Origin of the sequence: Stenotrophomonas maltophilia (assembly GCF_002799155.1) — a bacterium.
GTDB lineage: Bacteria > Pseudomonadota > Gammaproteobacteria > Xanthomonadales > Xanthomonadaceae > Stenotrophomonas > Stenotrophomonas maltophilia_R.
In genome coordinates this window covers 527,201-543,582 of sequence record NZ_NERD01000002.1, presented here as the reverse complement: position 1 = coordinate 543,582, position 16,382 = coordinate 527,201, and the positions used below count along the sequence as shown (strand labels likewise).

The following is a 16,382-nucleotide window of genomic DNA, read 5'->3' as shown; positions in this document are numbered from 1 at the left end:
CATGTCACGTCCGCTTACCCGCATCGAATCGGTCATCCAGGCCGTCCGCAACCGCATCACCGCACGCGTGGATGGTCCCGGCTCCCGCCTGCCTTCGGTGCGCGCGCAGGCGGCTGCGATGGGAGTGTCGGTCTCCACCGTGGTCGAAGCCTACGAGCGCCTCGCGGCCGAAGGCCTGATCACTGCGCGCGCAGGATCCGGCTTCTACGTCAGCGGGCCCGCCGCACCGCTGGCACTGGCCGAGATGGAGCCCCGGCTGGACCGCGCCGTGGACCCGCTGTGGGTGTCGCGGCAGTCGCTGGAAACCCCGCCGGGCCACCTCAAGCCCGGGTGCGGCTGGATGCCCAGTGACTGGCTGTACCACGACGGCGTGCGGCGCGGCCTGCGTCGGTTGGCGCGCGCCGATGCCATGCATCTGGCCGACTACGCCGGCCCACTCGGGCTGCCCGCGTTGCGCCAGCTGCTGCAACGGCGAAGCGCTACGCTGGGCATCGATGCACCGATGGAGCAGATCGTGCTGACCGAATCCGGTACGCACGCGGTCGACCTGATCTGCCGCTTCCTGCTCAAGCCCGGCGACTGCGTGCTGGTCGATGACCCAAGTTACTTCAATTACCACGCGTTGCTGAAGGCGCACCAGGTACAGGCAGTGGGTGTGCCGTACACGCCCACCGGCCCGGACCTCGAAGCGTTCGAACGCGCATTGCAGGACCATTCGCCGCGGCTGTACATCACCAACTCCGGCCTGCACAACCCGACCGGTGCGGTGCTTTCGGCCAGCACCGCACATCGCTTGCTGGGCCTGGCCGAACGCAGCGAACTGATCATCGTCGAGGATGACATCTTCGCCGACTTCGAACTGCAGCCGGCACCGCGCCTGGCCGCACTCGATGGGCTGTCACGGGTGATCCACGTCGGCAGTTTTTCCAAGACGCTGTCGGCGGCCTCGCGCTGCGGCTACATCGCTGCGCGCCATGACTGGATCGAGGCGTTGACCGACCTGAAGCTGGCGACCAGCTTCGGCGGTGGCCATCTGGCCGCACAATTGATGCACATCGCGCTGACCGACAGCGGCTACCGACGCCACATGCAATCGGTGCGTTCGCGTTTGGCCGATGCGCGCCGGCACACGCTGCGCAAGCTGCACACGCTTGGCATCACGCCGTGGCTGCAGCCAGAAGCCGGACTGTTCCTGTGGTGCCAACTGCCGGATGGCCGCGATGCCGCCGCGCTGGCGCGGCAGTGCCTGCGCGAAGGCATCGTGCTGGCGCCGGGCAACGCGTTCAGCCAGTCGCAGCGCGCGGCCGACTATCTGCGCTTCAACGTTTCGCAGTGCCAGGACGCACGGATCTGGCAGGTGCTGGCGCGGGAGTTGCGTTGAGCTGGTAATGCGCGACCAGCGCATCCACCACCACGCGCACGCCTGGCAACTGGCCGCGACGATGTGGCAGCAGCACGCTGGTGGTCACTTCGCCGGCATGCCACGCCGGCAGCACCTGCTGCAGGCGACCGGCCACAAGAGCCGCAGCACACAGGCTGTAGGGCAGCACGGTGATGCCAAGGCCCGCCTCGGCCGCCGCGATCAGCAGCTGCGATTCATTGCCGACCATTGCCACCTGCGGCTCCACCTGCACGGTGCGGGCGTCGGGGCCGTGCAGCGTCCATCGCGTGGCGTGGCGCGCGGTGAGCAGGCCGGCATGCGCGCGTAGTTGCTCTGGTGCCACCAATGCTGGTGCAGCTGCCAGATAGCCAGGGGACGCGACCAGCACGATGCGTTCGCTCCCCAACGCGCGTTGCACCAACCCCGAATCCGGCAGCGGACCGAAGTGGCTGCGCAGGGCGATGTCGATGCCCTCCTGAGCCAGATCGATGAAACGATCACTTGCTTCAACTTCGATCCGCAGCCGTGGATAGCGGCGGGCCAGTGCAGGCAGGCACGCGGCGAGCTCGCCCTGCACCACCGGAATCGAAGCGCTGATGCGCACGGTGCCGCTGGGTTCGGCCTGGCGGTCGCGGACGATGGCCTCGGCGGCCTCCACTTCAGACAGGGCCGTGCGTGCGCGTTCGAAGAACGCCTGGCCGACCTCGGTCAACGCGAAGCGACGCGAACTGCGTTGCAGCAGCCGCACCTCGAGGTGTTCTTCCAGCAGCGCCACGCGCTTGCTCAGGGTCGAGCGCGGCAAGCCCAGATGGCGGCCACCAGCCGCGAACCCGCCCTGCTCCACTGCGGTCACGAACAGGGCCAGATCGTTGAGATTGAGCATGCGCAACGTCCACAGATGTGGACTTCAGGATGCCATTCTGACGGCTTCCGGGGCAATGTCCACGCAGGCACGCTTTCCTCACCCGCCGCATCGCGGCTTGAACCGGAAACCTGCCATGACCCCGATCCTCTTCTACGGCGTGCCCTCGGGCTGCTCGTTCGGCTCCATCGTTGCCCTGGAGTGGCTGCGCCAGCCTTACCAGCTGTGCCGCATCGACATGCCCGGCCAGGTGCAGGGCGAAGACTACCGCCGCCTCAATCCACTGGGCGAAACCCCGACCCTGCGCACCGCGCAGGGCGAACTGCTCAGCGAAAGCCTGGCCATCCTCAACCATCTGGCCGCGAAGGGCATCGCGCAGGGCCTGGGCTTCGCACAGGGCACGCCCGGCTTCGATCGCCTCAACCACCGGCTGGCCTATCTCAACACCAGCTTCTTCGGTGCCTACGCCCCGCTCTGGCATGCACTGGAACACGCGGAGGGTGCCGAAGGTGAAGCGCTGCGTACGTACGGCACGACCAAGGTCCGCCACGCACATCAGGCACTGGAGCAGATGATCGGCACGGGCCCGTGGCTGCTGGGCGCACAGCGCAGCTTCGCCGATGCCTACTTCGCCGGCATCGCGCGCTGGAACGATTACCACCAGGTGGTTGATCGTCGCGAGTTCCCCAGGGTGCAGCAGCTGTTCGAGCGCCTGCAGGACGACGCCGGCGTGCAGTTCGCCCACGCCATCGAGGCGCAGCAGCCGGCAACCAGCAGCGGTGGTTTCCTCGGCGAGGTACGACTGCAGGACGTACTCGGGGCCGCGGCGGCCTGATCCCTGTCCTGCCCGTGCGGCAGCGGCGCGCAATGCCTCTTGCGCGCCGCGCTACAGTGGTATGTCCCCCGCCGCAGGAATCCGCGCATGTCCACGTTCTCCGATCCGCAGGCGGTGGCCCGCTATGCCGAAGCGCCACTGCGCCAGGTGCCGGGTTTCCTCGCCCTGCAGCAGATGAGCCGTCTGCTGCTGGCCGAACGTGTCCCCGCGCAGGGCCGCGTGCTGGTACTCGGTGCCGGTGGCGGGCTGGAGCTGAAAGCCTTCGCCGAGGCGCAACCGGGTTGGCAGCTGCTGGGCGTGGACCCGGCCGCGCCGATGCTGGCCCTGGCCGAGCAGACGCTGGGCCCGTTGAACGCACGCGTTGAGCTGCTGGAAGGCTACATCGACGATGCCCCGGACGTGCGCTTCGATGGTGCCAGCTGCCTGCTGACCCTGCACTTCCTCGACGCTACGCAGCGCCTGCACACGCTGCGCGAACTGCACCGGCGCCTGCAGCCCGGCGCGCCGCTGGTGCTGGCGCACCACAGCGTGCCGCAGGATCCGGCCGGCAAGCTGCGCTGGTTGCAGCGCTACGCAGCGTTCGCCGAAGCCTCTGGCGTTGCCCACGCCGATGCTCAGCGCGCGATCGAGGCCATTGCCGAGCGATTGCCGCTGCTGGCTCCCGAACAGGAAGTGGCACTGCTGCAGGAAGCCGGCTTCGAGAGCATCGAGCTGTTCTATGCCGGCTTCAGCTTCAAGGGCTGGGTGGCGTACGCCGGATGATGCCTACGGCACTACGGTAATGCCGATGCGCTGCATCAACAGCGCTACCTGCTGCACGTCCAGCGTGGCGCCGCGCAGGTTGGTGCTGCGCAGGTCCAGCTCGCCCAGCTCCGAGCGGGTCAGGTCGCAGTCGGTGAAGTTGGCGCTGTTCCAGTCGATGCCCTCGAACTGGCCGCCGGACAGATCCGAACCGGCGAAGCTGGCGCCACTCAGGTTCGCGCCATCCCAGCGGTTCTCCCACAGTTCGCACTTCTCCAATGTCACCCGCGAGAAATTGGCATAGCGCAGGTTCGACTTCTTGATGAACGCACTGCAGAACCAGCTGCGCGTGGTGACCTGGTTCATGAAGCTGGCGTTGCTGAAATCCGCGCCCTGCGCGCGGCATTCGCTGATCTCCAGGCCCAGTGCCTTGATGAAACTGAAATGGCACATGCTGATGTCGCAGCTGCGGAAGCTGGCTTCCTTCAGCGTGGCGCCATTGAAGCGGCAGCCGGCGCGGCTGTCGGCGTCGTAGAAGCTGCAGTTGATGAACTCGGTCGCGGTCAGGTCGGCACCGGAAAAGTCGCACTCATGGAACTGCTGGTCGACCACTTTCTGGCCGGTGTACTGGTCCGCGCCGATGCGCAGCTTGCGGTGAACGGTGGGGGACATCGTGGATTCCACGCCAAGGGCCCCGCCATGATGCCGGGCCGCAAAGGTGATCCATAGACGCCGGGCGCGGGCCGGTTCACCGGCAATCCAGCCGTTCTGTGTCCACTCCCGCCAAATGCACGTTGTTGCACGTTAATGCACAAACGTGCAGACTTGCGTCATGAGCTCCGATCCCAGCCCCCTCCCCGCCCAGCGCACCCAGCAGATCCTTGAGGAACTGCGCCAGCAGGGCCGCGTGGTCGCCGCCGAGCTGGCGCGCCGCTATGCCATCTCCGAAGATTCGATCCGCCGCGACCTGCGCGAGCTGGCGGCACAAGGCCTGTGCCAGCGCGTCTACGGCGGCGCCGTGCTGCCGCCGCCAAAGGAACGCCCGCTGCGCGAGCGCCTGACCCGCGACCGCGGCGACAAGGCCGAGCTGGCCGCCCGCGTCTGCGCGCTGCTGCAGCCCGGCCAGGTGGTACTGCTCGACGCCGGCTCGACCAACCTGGCGGTCGCCCAGCAGTTGCCGGCCGCCCTCGGCCTGACGGTGATCACCAACGCGCCACAGATCGCCACCGCCGCCAGCATGCTCGAAGGCACCTCGGTGCAGCTGATCGGCGGGCGTTTGGCCAACGGTGGTGGTGCGGTCGGCGCCGAAGCACTGGCCCAGGTGCAGCGCCTGCGGGCCGACGTGTACCTGCCCGGCCCCTGCGCGGTGGACGGCGACACCGGCGTGTGGGCGATGGATGCGGAAGAGGCCACGCTGAAGCGCGCGATGGTGGCGTGCAGCAGCCGCGTCATCGTCGCCGCCACCACTGAAAAACTCGGTGCACGCGGCAACTGGCAGATTGCCAGCCTCGACGAGATCGACGACCTGGTCCTGACCACCTCGGCACCGCCTGCGCTGGCCGCACGCTTCCGCGCCGCCGGCATCGCGGTGCACCCCACGCCTCCCTGACCGTACCGCTCATGTCCCTTGCCAACCGCGCGCGTGCCGAACAGCACGCGACCCGCGCTGCATTCTTCATTCCCGGCTTCGCCACCGCGCTGTGGGCCACCTTGGTGCCGTTCGCCAAGGCGCGCACCGGCATCAATGACGCCACGCTGGGCCTGGTGCTGCTCTGCCTTGGTGCCGGCTCGCTGCTGGCGATGCCCTTGTCCGGCGTGCTGGCCGCGCGCCTCGGTTGCCGCCGGGTGATGGTGGCCAGCAGCCTGCTGATCTGCCTGACCGCGCCCGGCCTGGCGCTGGGCGGTTCGGCCTGGACGCTGGGCCTGGTGCTGTTCGTGTTCGGCGCCGCCGTGGGCGCGATGGACTGCACGATGAACGTACAGGCCGTCATCGTCGAGCGCGAAGCACGGCGGGTGATGATGTCCGGCTTCCATGCCTTCTTCAGCATCGGCGGCTTCCTCGGCGCGGCCATCATGACCGTGCTGCTGTCCGCACAGTTGCCCCCTTTGGCATCGGTGATGATCGGCGTCGGCGCCATGCTGCTGGTGATGCTGCTCTCGGCCGCGCACTGGCACAGCGAACGCACGCCACACGACACACCGATGCTGGCCCTGCCGCACGGCATCGTGCTGTTCATCGGCGTGCTGGCGTTCGTTGCCTTCCTCGGCGAAGGCGCGATGCTCGACTGGAGCGCGGTCTTCCTCAGCGATGTGCGTCGCGTCGATGCCAGCCTCGCCGGTATCGGCTATGTGACCTTCACCCTGACCATGACCGTCGCGCGCCTGTTCGGCGATGCGCTGGTGGCGCGCGCAGGCCGTGAGCGCGCGATCGTGTTCGGCGCGCTGCTCGCCGCCGCGGGCGTGCTCGTGCTGACCCTGGTCACGCCGTGGCAGGCGTCACTGCTCGGCTATGTGCTGGTCGGCCTTGGCTGCGCCAACATCGCACCGGCGTTGTTCTCGCTGGCCGGCCACCAGACCCGCATGCCCGGCGCACTGGCAATCACCGCCGTTTCCACGCTGGGCTTCGCCGGCATCCTTGCCGGACCGGCGCTGATCGGTTTTGCCGCCAACCATTTCGGCCTGATCGCTGCGTTCATCGGCGTGGCCACGGCCTTGTTGCTGGTGGCCGTCTCCACGCGTTGGCTGCGGGTGTAGCCCGTGGCATCAGCGCCGCCTGCGCCGCAGTGTCATCCGCAATCGCCGATAGCCGATCACCGTCGCCGTGGCACACAACGCGGTGCCGGCAGCGCTCAGCAGCAGCAACACCGCCAGCCGGGCACCTTCCTGGCGCAACATCGCGGGCAGATCCCAGCTGTGCAGGAAGTAGAACAGCCAGCGCCCCACCCGCTCGCGATGCCCCATCGTCAGCAACGGATCACCGGTGGCCAGGTCGAGATAGACGCGCGTCGCCTCGGCATCGCCGAAGTCCACCACGGCTACCGGGAAGCGCCGTACCGCTGCGCCATTCATGGCCTCGGGCGCACGCGGATAGAAGTAGGCGTCCGCTGCATGCTGCACCACGAACTCCTGCATCGGCGCATCGGACAGCGCCCGCACCTTCTGCTGCAGCCACGCCGCCGGCAGCAGGCGCGCAACCTGCAGATGCCCATCGCTGCCGGACACGATGCGGGTATCGCCCTGACCGTCCAGCAGCACTGCGAACAGCTCGCCTCCGACGCGGCGCCACTGGATCTCCACCGGCCGGAAGCGCTCGGCATCGGCTGCGGCCAGAAGTGTCGCCGGCTCACCCAGCGCGCCATCCACCGCCACCACGCCGCCACGATAGCGCCCGCTGTCGATCGCTTCACGCGTACTGCTGAAGATGCCCAGTGGATTCATCGACATCAGCCCGCTGAAGATCCAGGTGAACACGAAGGCCGCAGCACACAATCCGATCAGATGGTGCCAGCGCATCCACGGCTCGACGTACGGCGTCCTCGCACCGGACCGATAGTGCCCCCGGAAACGCCAGCGCCACACACCCACCACGATGCCGCTGATCGCCGCCAGCGTGCACAGCGCGGACAGCACGATCACCACCCACGTCCACACCGGGTCCACCGACTGCATGCGCAGGAAGTACAACCAGTGCAGCCAGGCACCCACGTAGTTCCAGCGCTGCTGCACATGCGGTGCGTCCAGCACCACTTCACCGGTACGCGAAGATACATACAGGTCGCCGGGCCGTGCGCCACCCACCTCCACCCGGTACAGCGGCCGGTGCACGTCCAGCGCGCGCGAATGGGTCCAGCGGTCCTCGTCCACGCGCGTCGCGCCTACGAAGGCCTGGCCGCCGGCGAACTGTGCAGCGGATGCTTCGGCACGCTGTGCCGACACCGGCAGCAGGGCCTGCCCGGTGGCGGCTGACCACGCCCCCACGTTGCTTCCCGTGCGCACCACATACACAGGCTCGCCACGCAGCGTGGTCAGTGCCACGGTCTCCGGCTCGGCCTGCACGGCTACAGGCAGCACTGACAGCCCGTTCAGATCGCGGGCCTCCGGCAGCACCGGCAATGCCGCCAGACGTTCACCGGGCGTCAGCTTCGGGTAGCCGATGAACAACATCACCATGCCGCTGACGAACCACAGCAGCATCAACAGGCATCCGCCGATGCCGAGCCAGCGGTGCACCAGGTAGGTCCAACGCTTGGCAGTGGATCGCAGCGACATGGTGCGCGTCCTCAGAAGCGATGGTCGACGGTGAATTCAATGCGCCGGTCCGCACCCAGCAGCCACTGCGTGCTGGTGTAGTACGCGGTGGCGTAGTACGCCTTGTCGAACACGTTGAACAGGCGCGCAGACAATCGCGTGCGCGGTGCTGCCTGCCAGGTCAGCGCCAGGTCGGTGGTGCTGTAGCCGGGCAGTTCCAGCGTGTTGGCATTGTCGGCATAGCGCTTGCCGACATAGCGGACGCCGGCCGCCGCGCTCCAGTCCGGCAGGAACTGCCAGCTCAACCATGCATTGGCCAGGCGTTCGGCTACGTTCGGCGGCACGTTGCCATCACGCGACACCAGCATCGGCGGCGAGCCGGTCGTCTCCAGGAAGTCCTCGAACTCGGCCTTCAGCACCGTGGCGTTGGCGTCGAGTGACCAGTGCGGCGCGATGTTCCAGTTCAAGGAGGCCTCTATGCCACGCGAGGTCTGCGCGCCCACCTGCACGCGGCGATCCGGCACCAGCGGATCGCGGCTGAGCAGTCCGGTCTTGCGGATGCGATACGCGGCCAACGTCCACTCGCCGCCGTCGAAGGCCTGCTTCAGGCCCACTTCGATCTGCCGCCCCTTTGCCAGGTCGAACGCTCCGTTGGCCGGGCTGATCATCAGCAGTCCGCTGACAGGGTCTGCCGCCTGCGAGTACTGCGCATACAGGCTCAGCGTCGGCTGCAACGCGAACACCGTACCTGCGCGCCAGCCGGTGCTGCTGTAGGTCTTCGAGAACGCGTTCTGGCCGCCGATCAGATCGGCGCGATCGATGCGCGCGCGGTCGTGGCGCAGCCCACCCAGTACCGACCAGCGTTCGCTCAATGCCAGCCGGTCCTCCACGAACAGCGCGTATTGCTCGGCACGGTTGCGGTAGCGCGGCAGGTTCGGCGCGTCGCTGGTGAACTGGCCCGGAATCGGATCGAACGGATCGACCGGACCCGAGCTGCCGGCATAGCTGTTGTTGGTGTGCTTGAAGTGCGCGCGGTTGGCATCCAGGCCCACCGCCAAGCTGTTCGCCCAACCGCCCACATTGCCCTGCACACGCAGCGTTGAGGTCAGCCCGGTCTGGTCCTGGTTGTGGGTGATCTCGGTATTGCCCGATCGATCGATCAGACCGGTGGCGCGGTTGTAGACATAGGCCTCGGCATTGCGCCAATCGCGCTGGCTGTCGATCTGGTAGAGGCGCGTGCGCCATTCGACGTTCGCGGTCGGCGTCCACAGTGCATCGAGCTGGGTCCAGCGGTCGCGATAGCGGATCTCGCTGTCATCCACGTTGTAGTTGCGATGGCGCAGCGCCTCCAGCTGGCGGCCATCCACCAGCGGCGTGCCAAAATAGCGCATCGGTTTCTGGTAGCCCTGCGCATGGGTGAGGGTCAGCTGCAGGTCCGCACGCGGCTGCCACAACAAGGCACCGGAGAAGGTGGCGTCACTGTTGCGGCCACGGTCAACCCAGCCACCGCCGTAATTACCACTCACATCCAGCCGGTAGGCCAGCTCGGGCGTCAGTGCGCCCCCACTGCCGAAGCCCAGGCGCGCGGTGTCCTCGCTGCCCACGGTTACGCTGATCTCGTTCTCGATCGCACCGCGCGTGGGCTTCTTCGGCACGATGTTGACCACGCCGCCGATCGCACCGTCGCCATGGATCACCGAGGCCGGTCCACGCAGCACTTCAATGCGTTCGATCGACCAGGTATCGAACGGAAAGGTGATGCCGACGCCCCCGTACTGGCGCAACCCGTCATACAGCCGCATCACCGAGGCCCCGTCGGTGAAGCCGCGGCTGGACAACGCACTCAGGCCGTTGCCGGGGTGCGGCATGGCACTGATCGCGCCTGCCCGGCTGATCGCATCGTTGAGGTTCGTGTCACCGCGCTGCTCCAGCTGTTCGCGCGAGATGACGGTCAAGCTCGCCGGTGTCTGCAGCACGCTCAGGCCCAGCGCGGAACCGGCGCTGGCGGTGGACGACAGTTCGCCGCTGCGGGTGTCGACCACGCGCACGGTATCCAGCGTCGTCGGTGGTGCCGCGTCGGCGGCAAGCAGGGGCGCGGCATGCAGGAGCAACGCGCACAGAACAGGCAGCGTCGCCCGGCGCAGGCGCGTGGAGTTGGGGGTCGTTTTCATTTTTTCACGGCATGCAAGGCCACCCCGCGATGGCAGGGCAGCAATCAGAAAGTGACAAACACGCGCGTGCGGGCGCCGGCCATGGCCGGCAACCTCATGGATGGAAGATCAATGCAGCGCGCGTGCGGCTCAGGCGGCCATGAAGGCCGGCGGTCCGCGCGCTCCCAATGTGCCGCTGATCCGTTGCGGCAACGCCCGCACTGCACCGCGCAACGCGCGGCAGACCGGTTCCATCGGCGCCAGCAGCAGCAATGCGGCCACCAGCAGGGTGATCAACCGCGCGGCGATCAGGCAGTAATCGCAGTCCACGCCCATCCCATGGTCGGCGTGTGGATCGGCAGCCGGCTTCGGCGCTGGTTCAGCGTGCCGCATCGCCATCGCGTGATGGCCGCGGTGGCCCTCCATCGCGTGCTGCGCATGCTCTGCGTGCGTCGCGTGGCCCATGGCTGCCACCGGTGCGGCAGCGACCACGTGGCCTTGTGCCAGCCAGCGGCTCACCAACGGGGCGAGCAGCACCAGCAGCATGGCAAGCCATGCCAGGGCCTGGAACCGGCGGTGGAGAGCAGAACGACGCACGCCGCCATTCTACGGGGCCACGATCAACCTTGGACCCCGTTCAGGGTTTGTCCCCTGCGACACGGTGACGCAGGGGCTCGCCTCCAGCGGTGACATGTGAATGCACCGCACCGCGGTCCCGGCGCTTGCAGGCACCGCCTCGCCAACGTTAGGGTTCAGATGGCAACGGCAAGGAGCCAGAGGGATCCGCATGACCACCCGCATCACACGCCGGCTGCGCATCAGCCTGCTCGGCCTGACCGCGCTGCTTGCCGCCTGCGCCGACAAGGGGCCGCCCCCACCGCCAGAGCCGCTGGAACTCTCACAGCCCATCGCCGTGGACACGCCCGGCCAGCAGCTGCAGTTCGAGTTCGAGACCACGGCGCGCAATTTTGCCAGCTACCGTACATATGCGGTGGAGCTGGATCTGCAGCACGTTTCCTCATCGCCAGATGCTGCTTCTCCACGCGACCTGCACATTCCTTTACGCGTTGGACTTCAGCAATGGTCCGGCGGCACTTGGCAGTCGCTGGCAAGCCCCGACGCCTACCAGATCGCACAGTCGCAATCTGGCCAGCCACTGCCAGACTGGCACCGCGGTAAGGGCCTGAACTACGCCCAGACCCAACGAGGCAGCGATGGGGCCTATCGACTCCATGTCGCGCTGCTGCCGTTGCAGGCGCAAAATCGCTACCGCGTACAGATCAGCACGGTTGAAGACATCGCACCACTTCGTGGCGCAAGCGCCAGGATACTGATTCACGAATCGCGTCCGCTCGCCAAGTAGCGCAGCGCCTTCGTACACCTTCCAGGAGGATCACCACGCACATGGACAAGCCACGCTACATCGTCGATATCGTCATTGCGGCACCGGGAACACCTCTTCTCCACCCCGTTACGCAGCAACCGCTGCGCAATCCTGATGGCTCGGCGCAGACGTCCGGGCCGGGACACATGTTCTACGTCCTTCGAGCACCGGGAAAGGATCCGGCAAGCTACGGCTTTGCACCGATCGAGCACGGCAGCATGAACGGCCCAGGTGACATCGTAGTCAACGATGCAAAGACCTATAAGAACCCGCATTACACGCGCTCTCTGGAAATCACCGAAGCACAGTACAACAAGCTCAAAGCGTTCGGCGACGATCCAGTAGCGCACGGCTTCAGCAAGCACTATGCCGACGTGCGTCACAACTGCGTGGACTTCACCTGGGGTGCATTGAATCATGCGGGTATCCAGCGCAAGCAGAGCCTGGACGTGAACAGCATCGGCGGCCCTGTTGGGCAATTGCTGCCCGATGTCCGCATTCCGCTGGGCGTCCAGTCACAGGGCAAGGACGGCTATCGTCCGCTGCGCAACATCCATGGCGTGGACAGCATTGAGCCCCCTTTCCCCAACAGCGAACTCAACCGCACCATCACTCATCCCCTGCCCGAGCGCAGCTTGAAGCAGCGTCTGCTCAGCGAAACCGATGGCATTGATGGCCCCTTGGGCGAGCGTCTGGCTGCGGACGCGCGCGCACCGGGGCACAGCCTTCATGCCTTGGACCAGAAGGTGCGCACCGCACTCGTCCAGGCCAGCGAACAGCAGGGACTGCCCCCCGGACAGGAGCATGAACGCCTGGCCGGCCATCTGACCCACGCGGCGGTGCAGGCCGGCTTCAGCGAAAAGGACACGCTGCACGTGGCATTCAGTTCAAACAGCACCGCCGAGGTACCCGGCTACGTATTCCTGCATCGCAGCGGCGACACCGCCTCGCCGGACCCTGCCGCCAATCGCCAGCGCCTGTCCCTGCTCGATACGCAGCAGGGCGACGCGGATACGCTGTATCAGCAGGCCAACGTGCAGCAGCAATCCCGCGACGCAAGCCGACCGACGCAGGACGAACAACAGGCACAACAGCAGGCATCGCCGCGCATGGCCTGACCAAACCGCGTCAGGCGCAGACGCCGTTCCCGCGTCAACTCACGTACTGCGCCACGCCATTACCGAAGGACCAGTTCTCCTTCTTCATTTCCACAAGGTTGATGAACACATCCTCGCGGCGGATGCCCACCGCCGCGTGCAGTCCCTCGGCGATGCCCGCGTACAGCGCCTTCTTCTGCTCCAGCGTGCGCCCTTCGTTCCAGGTGATCTGGATGCAGATGAAATCGTCGGTGCGGTCCACGCCCAGGTAGCCGGGGTCGTAGATCAGCGTGCCAGGCGCGTGTTCCTGGAAGATCTGGAAGCGATCGTTCTCCGGCACGCCCACCGCGCGCATGGCCTGGTAGATGGTTTCGCCGACGCGTTGCAGGTAGTCGGCGGATTTACCTTTGCGAAGATCGATGCGGGCGAGCGGCATGGTGGCACTCCAGAGTGGGTGGGCACGGCAACGGACTGAGACTACGCCTGCCCGGGGCGGCGGGACAGCGCAGGGATGGAACCCTCTGGCTCCATGCGTGGCATGGTCCCGTCTCCGCCGCGCGGGGTGACGCGATTGCCGTGGCGGCGCCGCTCTGGAGTCATCTCGTGCACGGTCGGCAGGGGCGGCGATGTGCGCCATCAGTGATGGGCCGCACTACTCGCGGGTGTCGGACGGCACACAACGGGAAATGTCTGGCCTGCCTAGGGACAGTTGAGAATTTTCCTTACAGACCGATGTGATTGCCCGGCTTGAAGATCGCCGCGCCGAGGCAAGACGCCTTGGCCGGGATTGGCGTCTCGAATAAACGAATGAACACCCATCGCTGCGGTTTACGTCGCAGCAGAGAGAATGCACCGATTGCCTTCCATGGCGGCCGGTGCGTGGGGATCGACAGATCCGCCAGGCCTTCTTCTCGATGGGAGTTCGTTTGCCTTGGTACGCCAACCCGCACCGTCCGCCACCTTCACTCCGGAAGGTGGCCCTACGCCAGTGAGGGTTTCGCTATGACCAACCGCACCGCCATCCATCCCCGCCTGCACGCGCTTATCGGCGACGTCGCCGCCGAAGTGCCCGATGACCTCGCACGCGAGATCGAGTCCGCCCTGAACGAACAGAACCTGCCAACGCAGTCGGCCACGTTCTTCACTTGCCTCAATGCCATCAACCATGCCGACGGCGATGACGGACTGCCGTGCAACAGCCTCACCCTCGGTGCCAGCAACCACGCCTCGCTTCGCCGTTCGATGTCTGGGCTCAGCGCAGTGCTCGATCTGCTGCAGGCCGCCGACCGCTCGCGTAACGAAGGCGGCCCGGACGAACAGTTGGGCGCTTTCCACACCGACGGGCTGATCGTGGCCGCACGACAACTGGTGCGCGAGGCACATCATTGCCTCTCCAGTGGCGATGCCTGACCGGCCCGGATGTGCGCCCGCTACAATCGCGCAGGGAGCGCAGGAGACCGCAATGGATGCCGAACACCTGGAATACTTCAAGGCCGCACTGGAAGGCCGCGCAACCGTGGGCTGGAACGTCTGGTTCGCCGCCAACCAGCACGCGCTGGCACAACAACTGAGCCGCCCTGCACTGCTGCGCTTGAAGTTCAGCAAACTGGATGAAGCCGAACGCCTGCTGGCCGAGGCCGGCATCGCGCCCAGCAGCACGGCGGGCAAGCGCTACGAGATGTACTGCGCGCAGTTCTCGGCGGACGTGGTGGGCGCGAACGGTCGCCCGCTACCGGCCATCTGGCGCGCGGCGCACGGCGGTGCCATCGCCCTGCTTGCAGATGGTGAGCAGGAGGCCGGCCAGGCCAAGCTGCTCTCGGAGTTCCGCCGCGTCCGCAAGCGCGGGCTGCAGCAGGCCCACGAATGGTTGGCCGATCTGTGCTTTGAAGGCGAGATGGAGCTCACCAGCGGCAATGCCGAGGTGGGCCGTAGCCTGTTGGCGGTGGTGGTGCAGGCCGGCGGCGGCCACGACCTGCTGGATGCAACGGCGATGATCGCGCGCGAGCTGCTGGACGGACACGGCTGATGCGATGTGCGCTTGCGGCTGAATCCTGACCTGCCCCCATCGGTACGCCCTACAAAGGCATGACCGCCGCACAGGTTCGGGTTTGGAAGGAGTGCGTCTCGAACATGCCCTGGTTCAATGCCGCCCACCGCCTATTGCTACGCCAGGTGTGCATCCTCGCCGCACGCATGGAGACGGGCGAGGACCTGAGCGTATCGTCCACGCACGCGCTCAGCGCGATGCTCTCCAAGCTCGGGGCCACGCCGACCGATGAGTCCAGGTCTGCCATCCGCTTGAAGATGAAGACCCGGACGAACAGCACTTCCACTGAGCCAGTCGACGCGGCGAGGGAGATCTGAGCGGATCCGCGCACCTAGCGCTGGCGACCTGGCGGCCCCGCTCGGCCTCCCTGGTTAATCAAGCAACGTGATTGTGTACAACCACCACGAGGAACAACAAGAACGACAAAGCCCCAGCGCACATCATTGCGAATCGCAGTGAGCCCTCGGACTTCTCTAGAGGCTCTGTGACCATGGTCCTGTAGTCCTCCGTACGAAGAAACTCGTAGAACTTACCCCTCCATCTTTTGCGCAAGTCCTCTTGCTGCTTCAGATTCTTATGAGTGATCCATATGATTGCCGCCACGTATCCCAAGCCAACAACCGCCATGGCATCAAGCAGATATAGGTTGGTAGCAGACCCTAGGCGTGCAGCAATCAAACCCAGACCGTAGAACATTGCACCCGCAATGCTCAGTGAGAGCTGACGCGTCGCATCCGCGATCTTCGTTGTCTCATCTGCTACGGACTTTCTGAGATCCGCCATAGACTTCAATGCGTCTCTGCTTACTTCAGCAAGTCCAAACTGATGTGCGATCCTTGCCCCTTCGAGTGCATCGCTGCATCCCTCACCAAAAGCGCCATACGCCCTTGCGCGGCTCTTGATGGATCTTGCGAACTCGATCCCGAAGAGCTTCTTCCGGGTCTCGACCTCTCGGTCAACTTCGTAGACCCACTTGGCGGCAGACTGCAACGCAAGAAAGGCATCCGCGCCTAGTTTTGCCGGCTCATACACGTCGATCCCTTCAAGCGTGACTTTGGGTGGACCGGCAAAATCTATCTCTGAACTGACGTAGTTCACCTCCGTAGCCAATGCGACCATTAGCCGCGGCAGCGCAACCTCGAGCCAAATACCGAACGCCGGCTGCGACCATGGATGATTCGAGCCCACAAGAATGTACGGCCGAATGTCCGCAGCGAGCAAAGGCGTTTCACCCATGGATTTGACGACCGCCCTCGGACTCCTACGCTCTAAGCCTGGCGTGAATTCGCGCGATTCATCCTCCGCCGCCAAGAGCAGAAAGGACTCGGTCTCAAAGCCAACTGTGGCTCCTGCATAACGAGCTTTACCGCAAGGGCGCCCCTCCAACCATTCTCGGAATCCAGGCGCCGAGATAAAGAGAAGCTCGTCAGGCGAACCAATCTTCTCTATTCGTACATCAAAAGGCTCGCAGTAATCACTCAAGTCACCGAGAGTGACCTCCATGTCCGAGCAATCGACCAAAGTGCACGACCAACCAATGTCCTCCGCTAATTCCCGCAGGTCGGCAGCGGCCTGCAAGCTGACTCCATGCAGTACTAGCGGACCGTCACCGGTTTCAGTGACGGATGCCGCTTGGG

17 protein-coding genes are annotated in these 16,382 nt (G+C 65.9%); 10 read left to right on the top strand and 7 right to left on the bottom strand.

The genetic code is table 11. The annotated features are described in order from the left end of the window. The first annotated feature begins 1 nt into the window (after position 1). Positions 2–1,381 carry a PLP-dependent aminotransferase family protein gene (locus tag B9Y82_RS03050; protein ID WP_100471480.1) on the top strand — a complete coding sequence of 460 codons (1,380 nt, stop codon included), beginning with the start codon at positions 2–4 and terminating at the stop codon, positions 1,379–1,381. Here the strand turns inward: B9Y82_RS03050 and B9Y82_RS03045 are convergent. Next, entirely contained in the window at positions 1,320–2,264 is a 945-nt protein-coding gene (locus B9Y82_RS03045; protein ID WP_100471479.1) for a LysR substrate-binding domain-containing protein, read from the bottom strand. The two genes, B9Y82_RS03050 and B9Y82_RS03045, sit on opposite strands and share 62 nt — an antisense overlap. A 115-nt stretch (positions 2,265–2,379) precedes the next feature. Between B9Y82_RS03045 and B9Y82_RS03040 the strand changes: the two genes are divergently transcribed. Both B9Y82_RS03040 and B9Y82_RS03035 read left to right on the top strand, forming a co-directional pair. Continuing rightward, entirely contained in the window at positions 2,380–3,078 is a 699-nt protein-coding gene (locus B9Y82_RS03040) for a glutathione S-transferase family protein (RefSeq protein ID WP_100471478.1), read from the top strand. Between the two features lie 87 nt (positions 3,079–3,165). Beyond that, positions 3,166–3,840: a class I SAM-dependent methyltransferase gene (locus B9Y82_RS03035; protein ID WP_100471477.1), complete on the top strand. Its 675-nt coding sequence runs from the start codon at positions 3,166–3,168 to the stop codon at positions 3,838–3,840. Positions 3,841–3,843: 3 nt separating this feature from the next. Here B9Y82_RS03035 and smqnr read toward each other — a convergent pair whose 3' ends face one another. Next, positions 3,844–4,491 carry a SmQnr family pentapeptide repeat protein gene (gene smqnr, locus B9Y82_RS03030; protein WP_100471476.1) on the bottom strand — a complete coding sequence of 216 codons (648 nt, stop codon included), beginning with the start codon at positions 4,489–4,491 and terminating at the stop codon, positions 3,844–3,846. Between the two features lie 160 nt (positions 4,492–4,651). Here smqnr and B9Y82_RS03025 point away from each other — a divergent pair, with 160 nt between their 5' ends. Beyond that, positions 4,652–5,428 carry a DeoR/GlpR family DNA-binding transcription regulator gene (locus B9Y82_RS03025; protein WP_100471475.1) on the top strand — a complete coding sequence of 259 codons (777 nt, stop codon included), beginning with the start codon at positions 4,652–4,654 and terminating at the stop codon, positions 5,426–5,428. A gap of 11 nt (positions 5,429–5,439) precedes the next feature. Beyond that, positions 5,440–6,573, top strand: a complete 1,134-nt coding sequence (locus B9Y82_RS03020; RefSeq protein WP_100471474.1) for an MFS transporter — start codon at positions 5,440–5,442, stop codon at positions 6,571–6,573. Positions 6,574–6,582: 9 nt separating this feature from the next. Here B9Y82_RS03020 and B9Y82_RS03015 read toward each other — a convergent pair whose 3' ends face one another. The 3 genes from B9Y82_RS03015 to B9Y82_RS03005 form a co-directional block, all read right to left on the bottom strand. Continuing rightward, positions 6,583–8,088, bottom strand: coding sequence for a PepSY domain-containing protein (locus B9Y82_RS03015; protein ID WP_100471473.1), 1,506 nt, complete (start codon positions 8,086–8,088; stop codon positions 6,583–6,585). Positions 8,089–8,099: 11 nt separating this feature from the next. Then, entirely contained in the window at positions 8,100–10,238 is a 2,139-nt protein-coding gene (locus B9Y82_RS03010; protein ID WP_162292077.1) for a TonB-dependent receptor, read from the bottom strand. A gap of 129 nt (positions 10,239–10,367) precedes the next feature. Then, a complete protein-coding gene (locus B9Y82_RS03005) occupies positions 10,368–10,763 on the bottom strand; it encodes a DUF2946 family protein (protein WP_100471472.1) in 396 nt (131 codons plus the stop codon). A 241-nt stretch (positions 10,764–11,004) separates the two neighbouring features. Between B9Y82_RS03005 and B9Y82_RS03000 the strand changes: the two genes are divergently transcribed. Together B9Y82_RS03000 and B9Y82_RS02995 are read left to right on the top strand one after the other, a co-directional pair. After that, on the top strand, positions 11,005–11,580 hold the full coding sequence (locus B9Y82_RS03000; RefSeq protein ID WP_100471471.1) for a hypothetical protein: 576 nt from the start codon (positions 11,005–11,007) through the stop codon (positions 11,578–11,580). A gap of 41 nt (positions 11,581–11,621) precedes the next feature. Beyond that, entirely contained in the window at positions 11,622–12,719 is a 1,098-nt protein-coding gene (locus B9Y82_RS02995; RefSeq protein WP_100471470.1) for an XVIPCD domain-containing protein, read from the top strand. 34 nt (positions 12,720–12,753) lie between these two features. Here the strand turns inward: B9Y82_RS02995 and B9Y82_RS02990 are convergent, their stop codons facing one another. Beyond that, positions 12,754–13,134 carry a tautomerase family protein gene (locus B9Y82_RS02990; RefSeq protein ID WP_100471469.1) on the bottom strand — a complete coding sequence of 127 codons (381 nt, stop codon included), beginning with the start codon at positions 13,132–13,134 and terminating at the stop codon, positions 12,754–12,756. 566 nt (positions 13,135–13,700) lie between these two features. Here B9Y82_RS02990 and B9Y82_RS02985 point away from each other — a divergent pair. From B9Y82_RS02985 to B9Y82_RS02975, 3 genes are all read left to right on the top strand, one after another. Then, positions 13,701–14,108 carry a hypothetical protein gene (locus B9Y82_RS02985; protein ID WP_100471468.1) on the top strand — a complete coding sequence of 136 codons (408 nt, stop codon included), beginning with the start codon at positions 13,701–13,703 and terminating at the stop codon, positions 14,106–14,108. 52 nt (positions 14,109–14,160) lie between these two features. After that, positions 14,161–14,724 (top strand): hypothetical protein, encoded by a 564-nt coding sequence (locus B9Y82_RS02980; RefSeq protein ID WP_100471467.1) that lies wholly within the window; start codon positions 14,161–14,163, stop codon positions 14,722–14,724. 104 nt (positions 14,725–14,828) lie between these two features. Further along, positions 14,829–15,062: a hypothetical protein gene (locus B9Y82_RS02975; protein WP_238381532.1), complete on the top strand. Its 234-nt coding sequence runs from the start codon at positions 14,829–14,831 to the stop codon at positions 15,060–15,062. A gap of 58 nt (positions 15,063–15,120) precedes the next feature. Here B9Y82_RS02975 and B9Y82_RS02970 read toward each other — a convergent pair whose 3' ends face one another. After that, the gene (locus B9Y82_RS02970; RefSeq protein ID WP_088431441.1) at positions 15,121–16,323 is read right to left on the bottom strand and encodes a hypothetical protein; all 1,203 of its coding nucleotides are present in this window, start codon (positions 16,321–16,323) and stop codon (positions 15,121–15,123) included. Positions 16,324–16,382 lie beyond the last annotated feature (59 nt).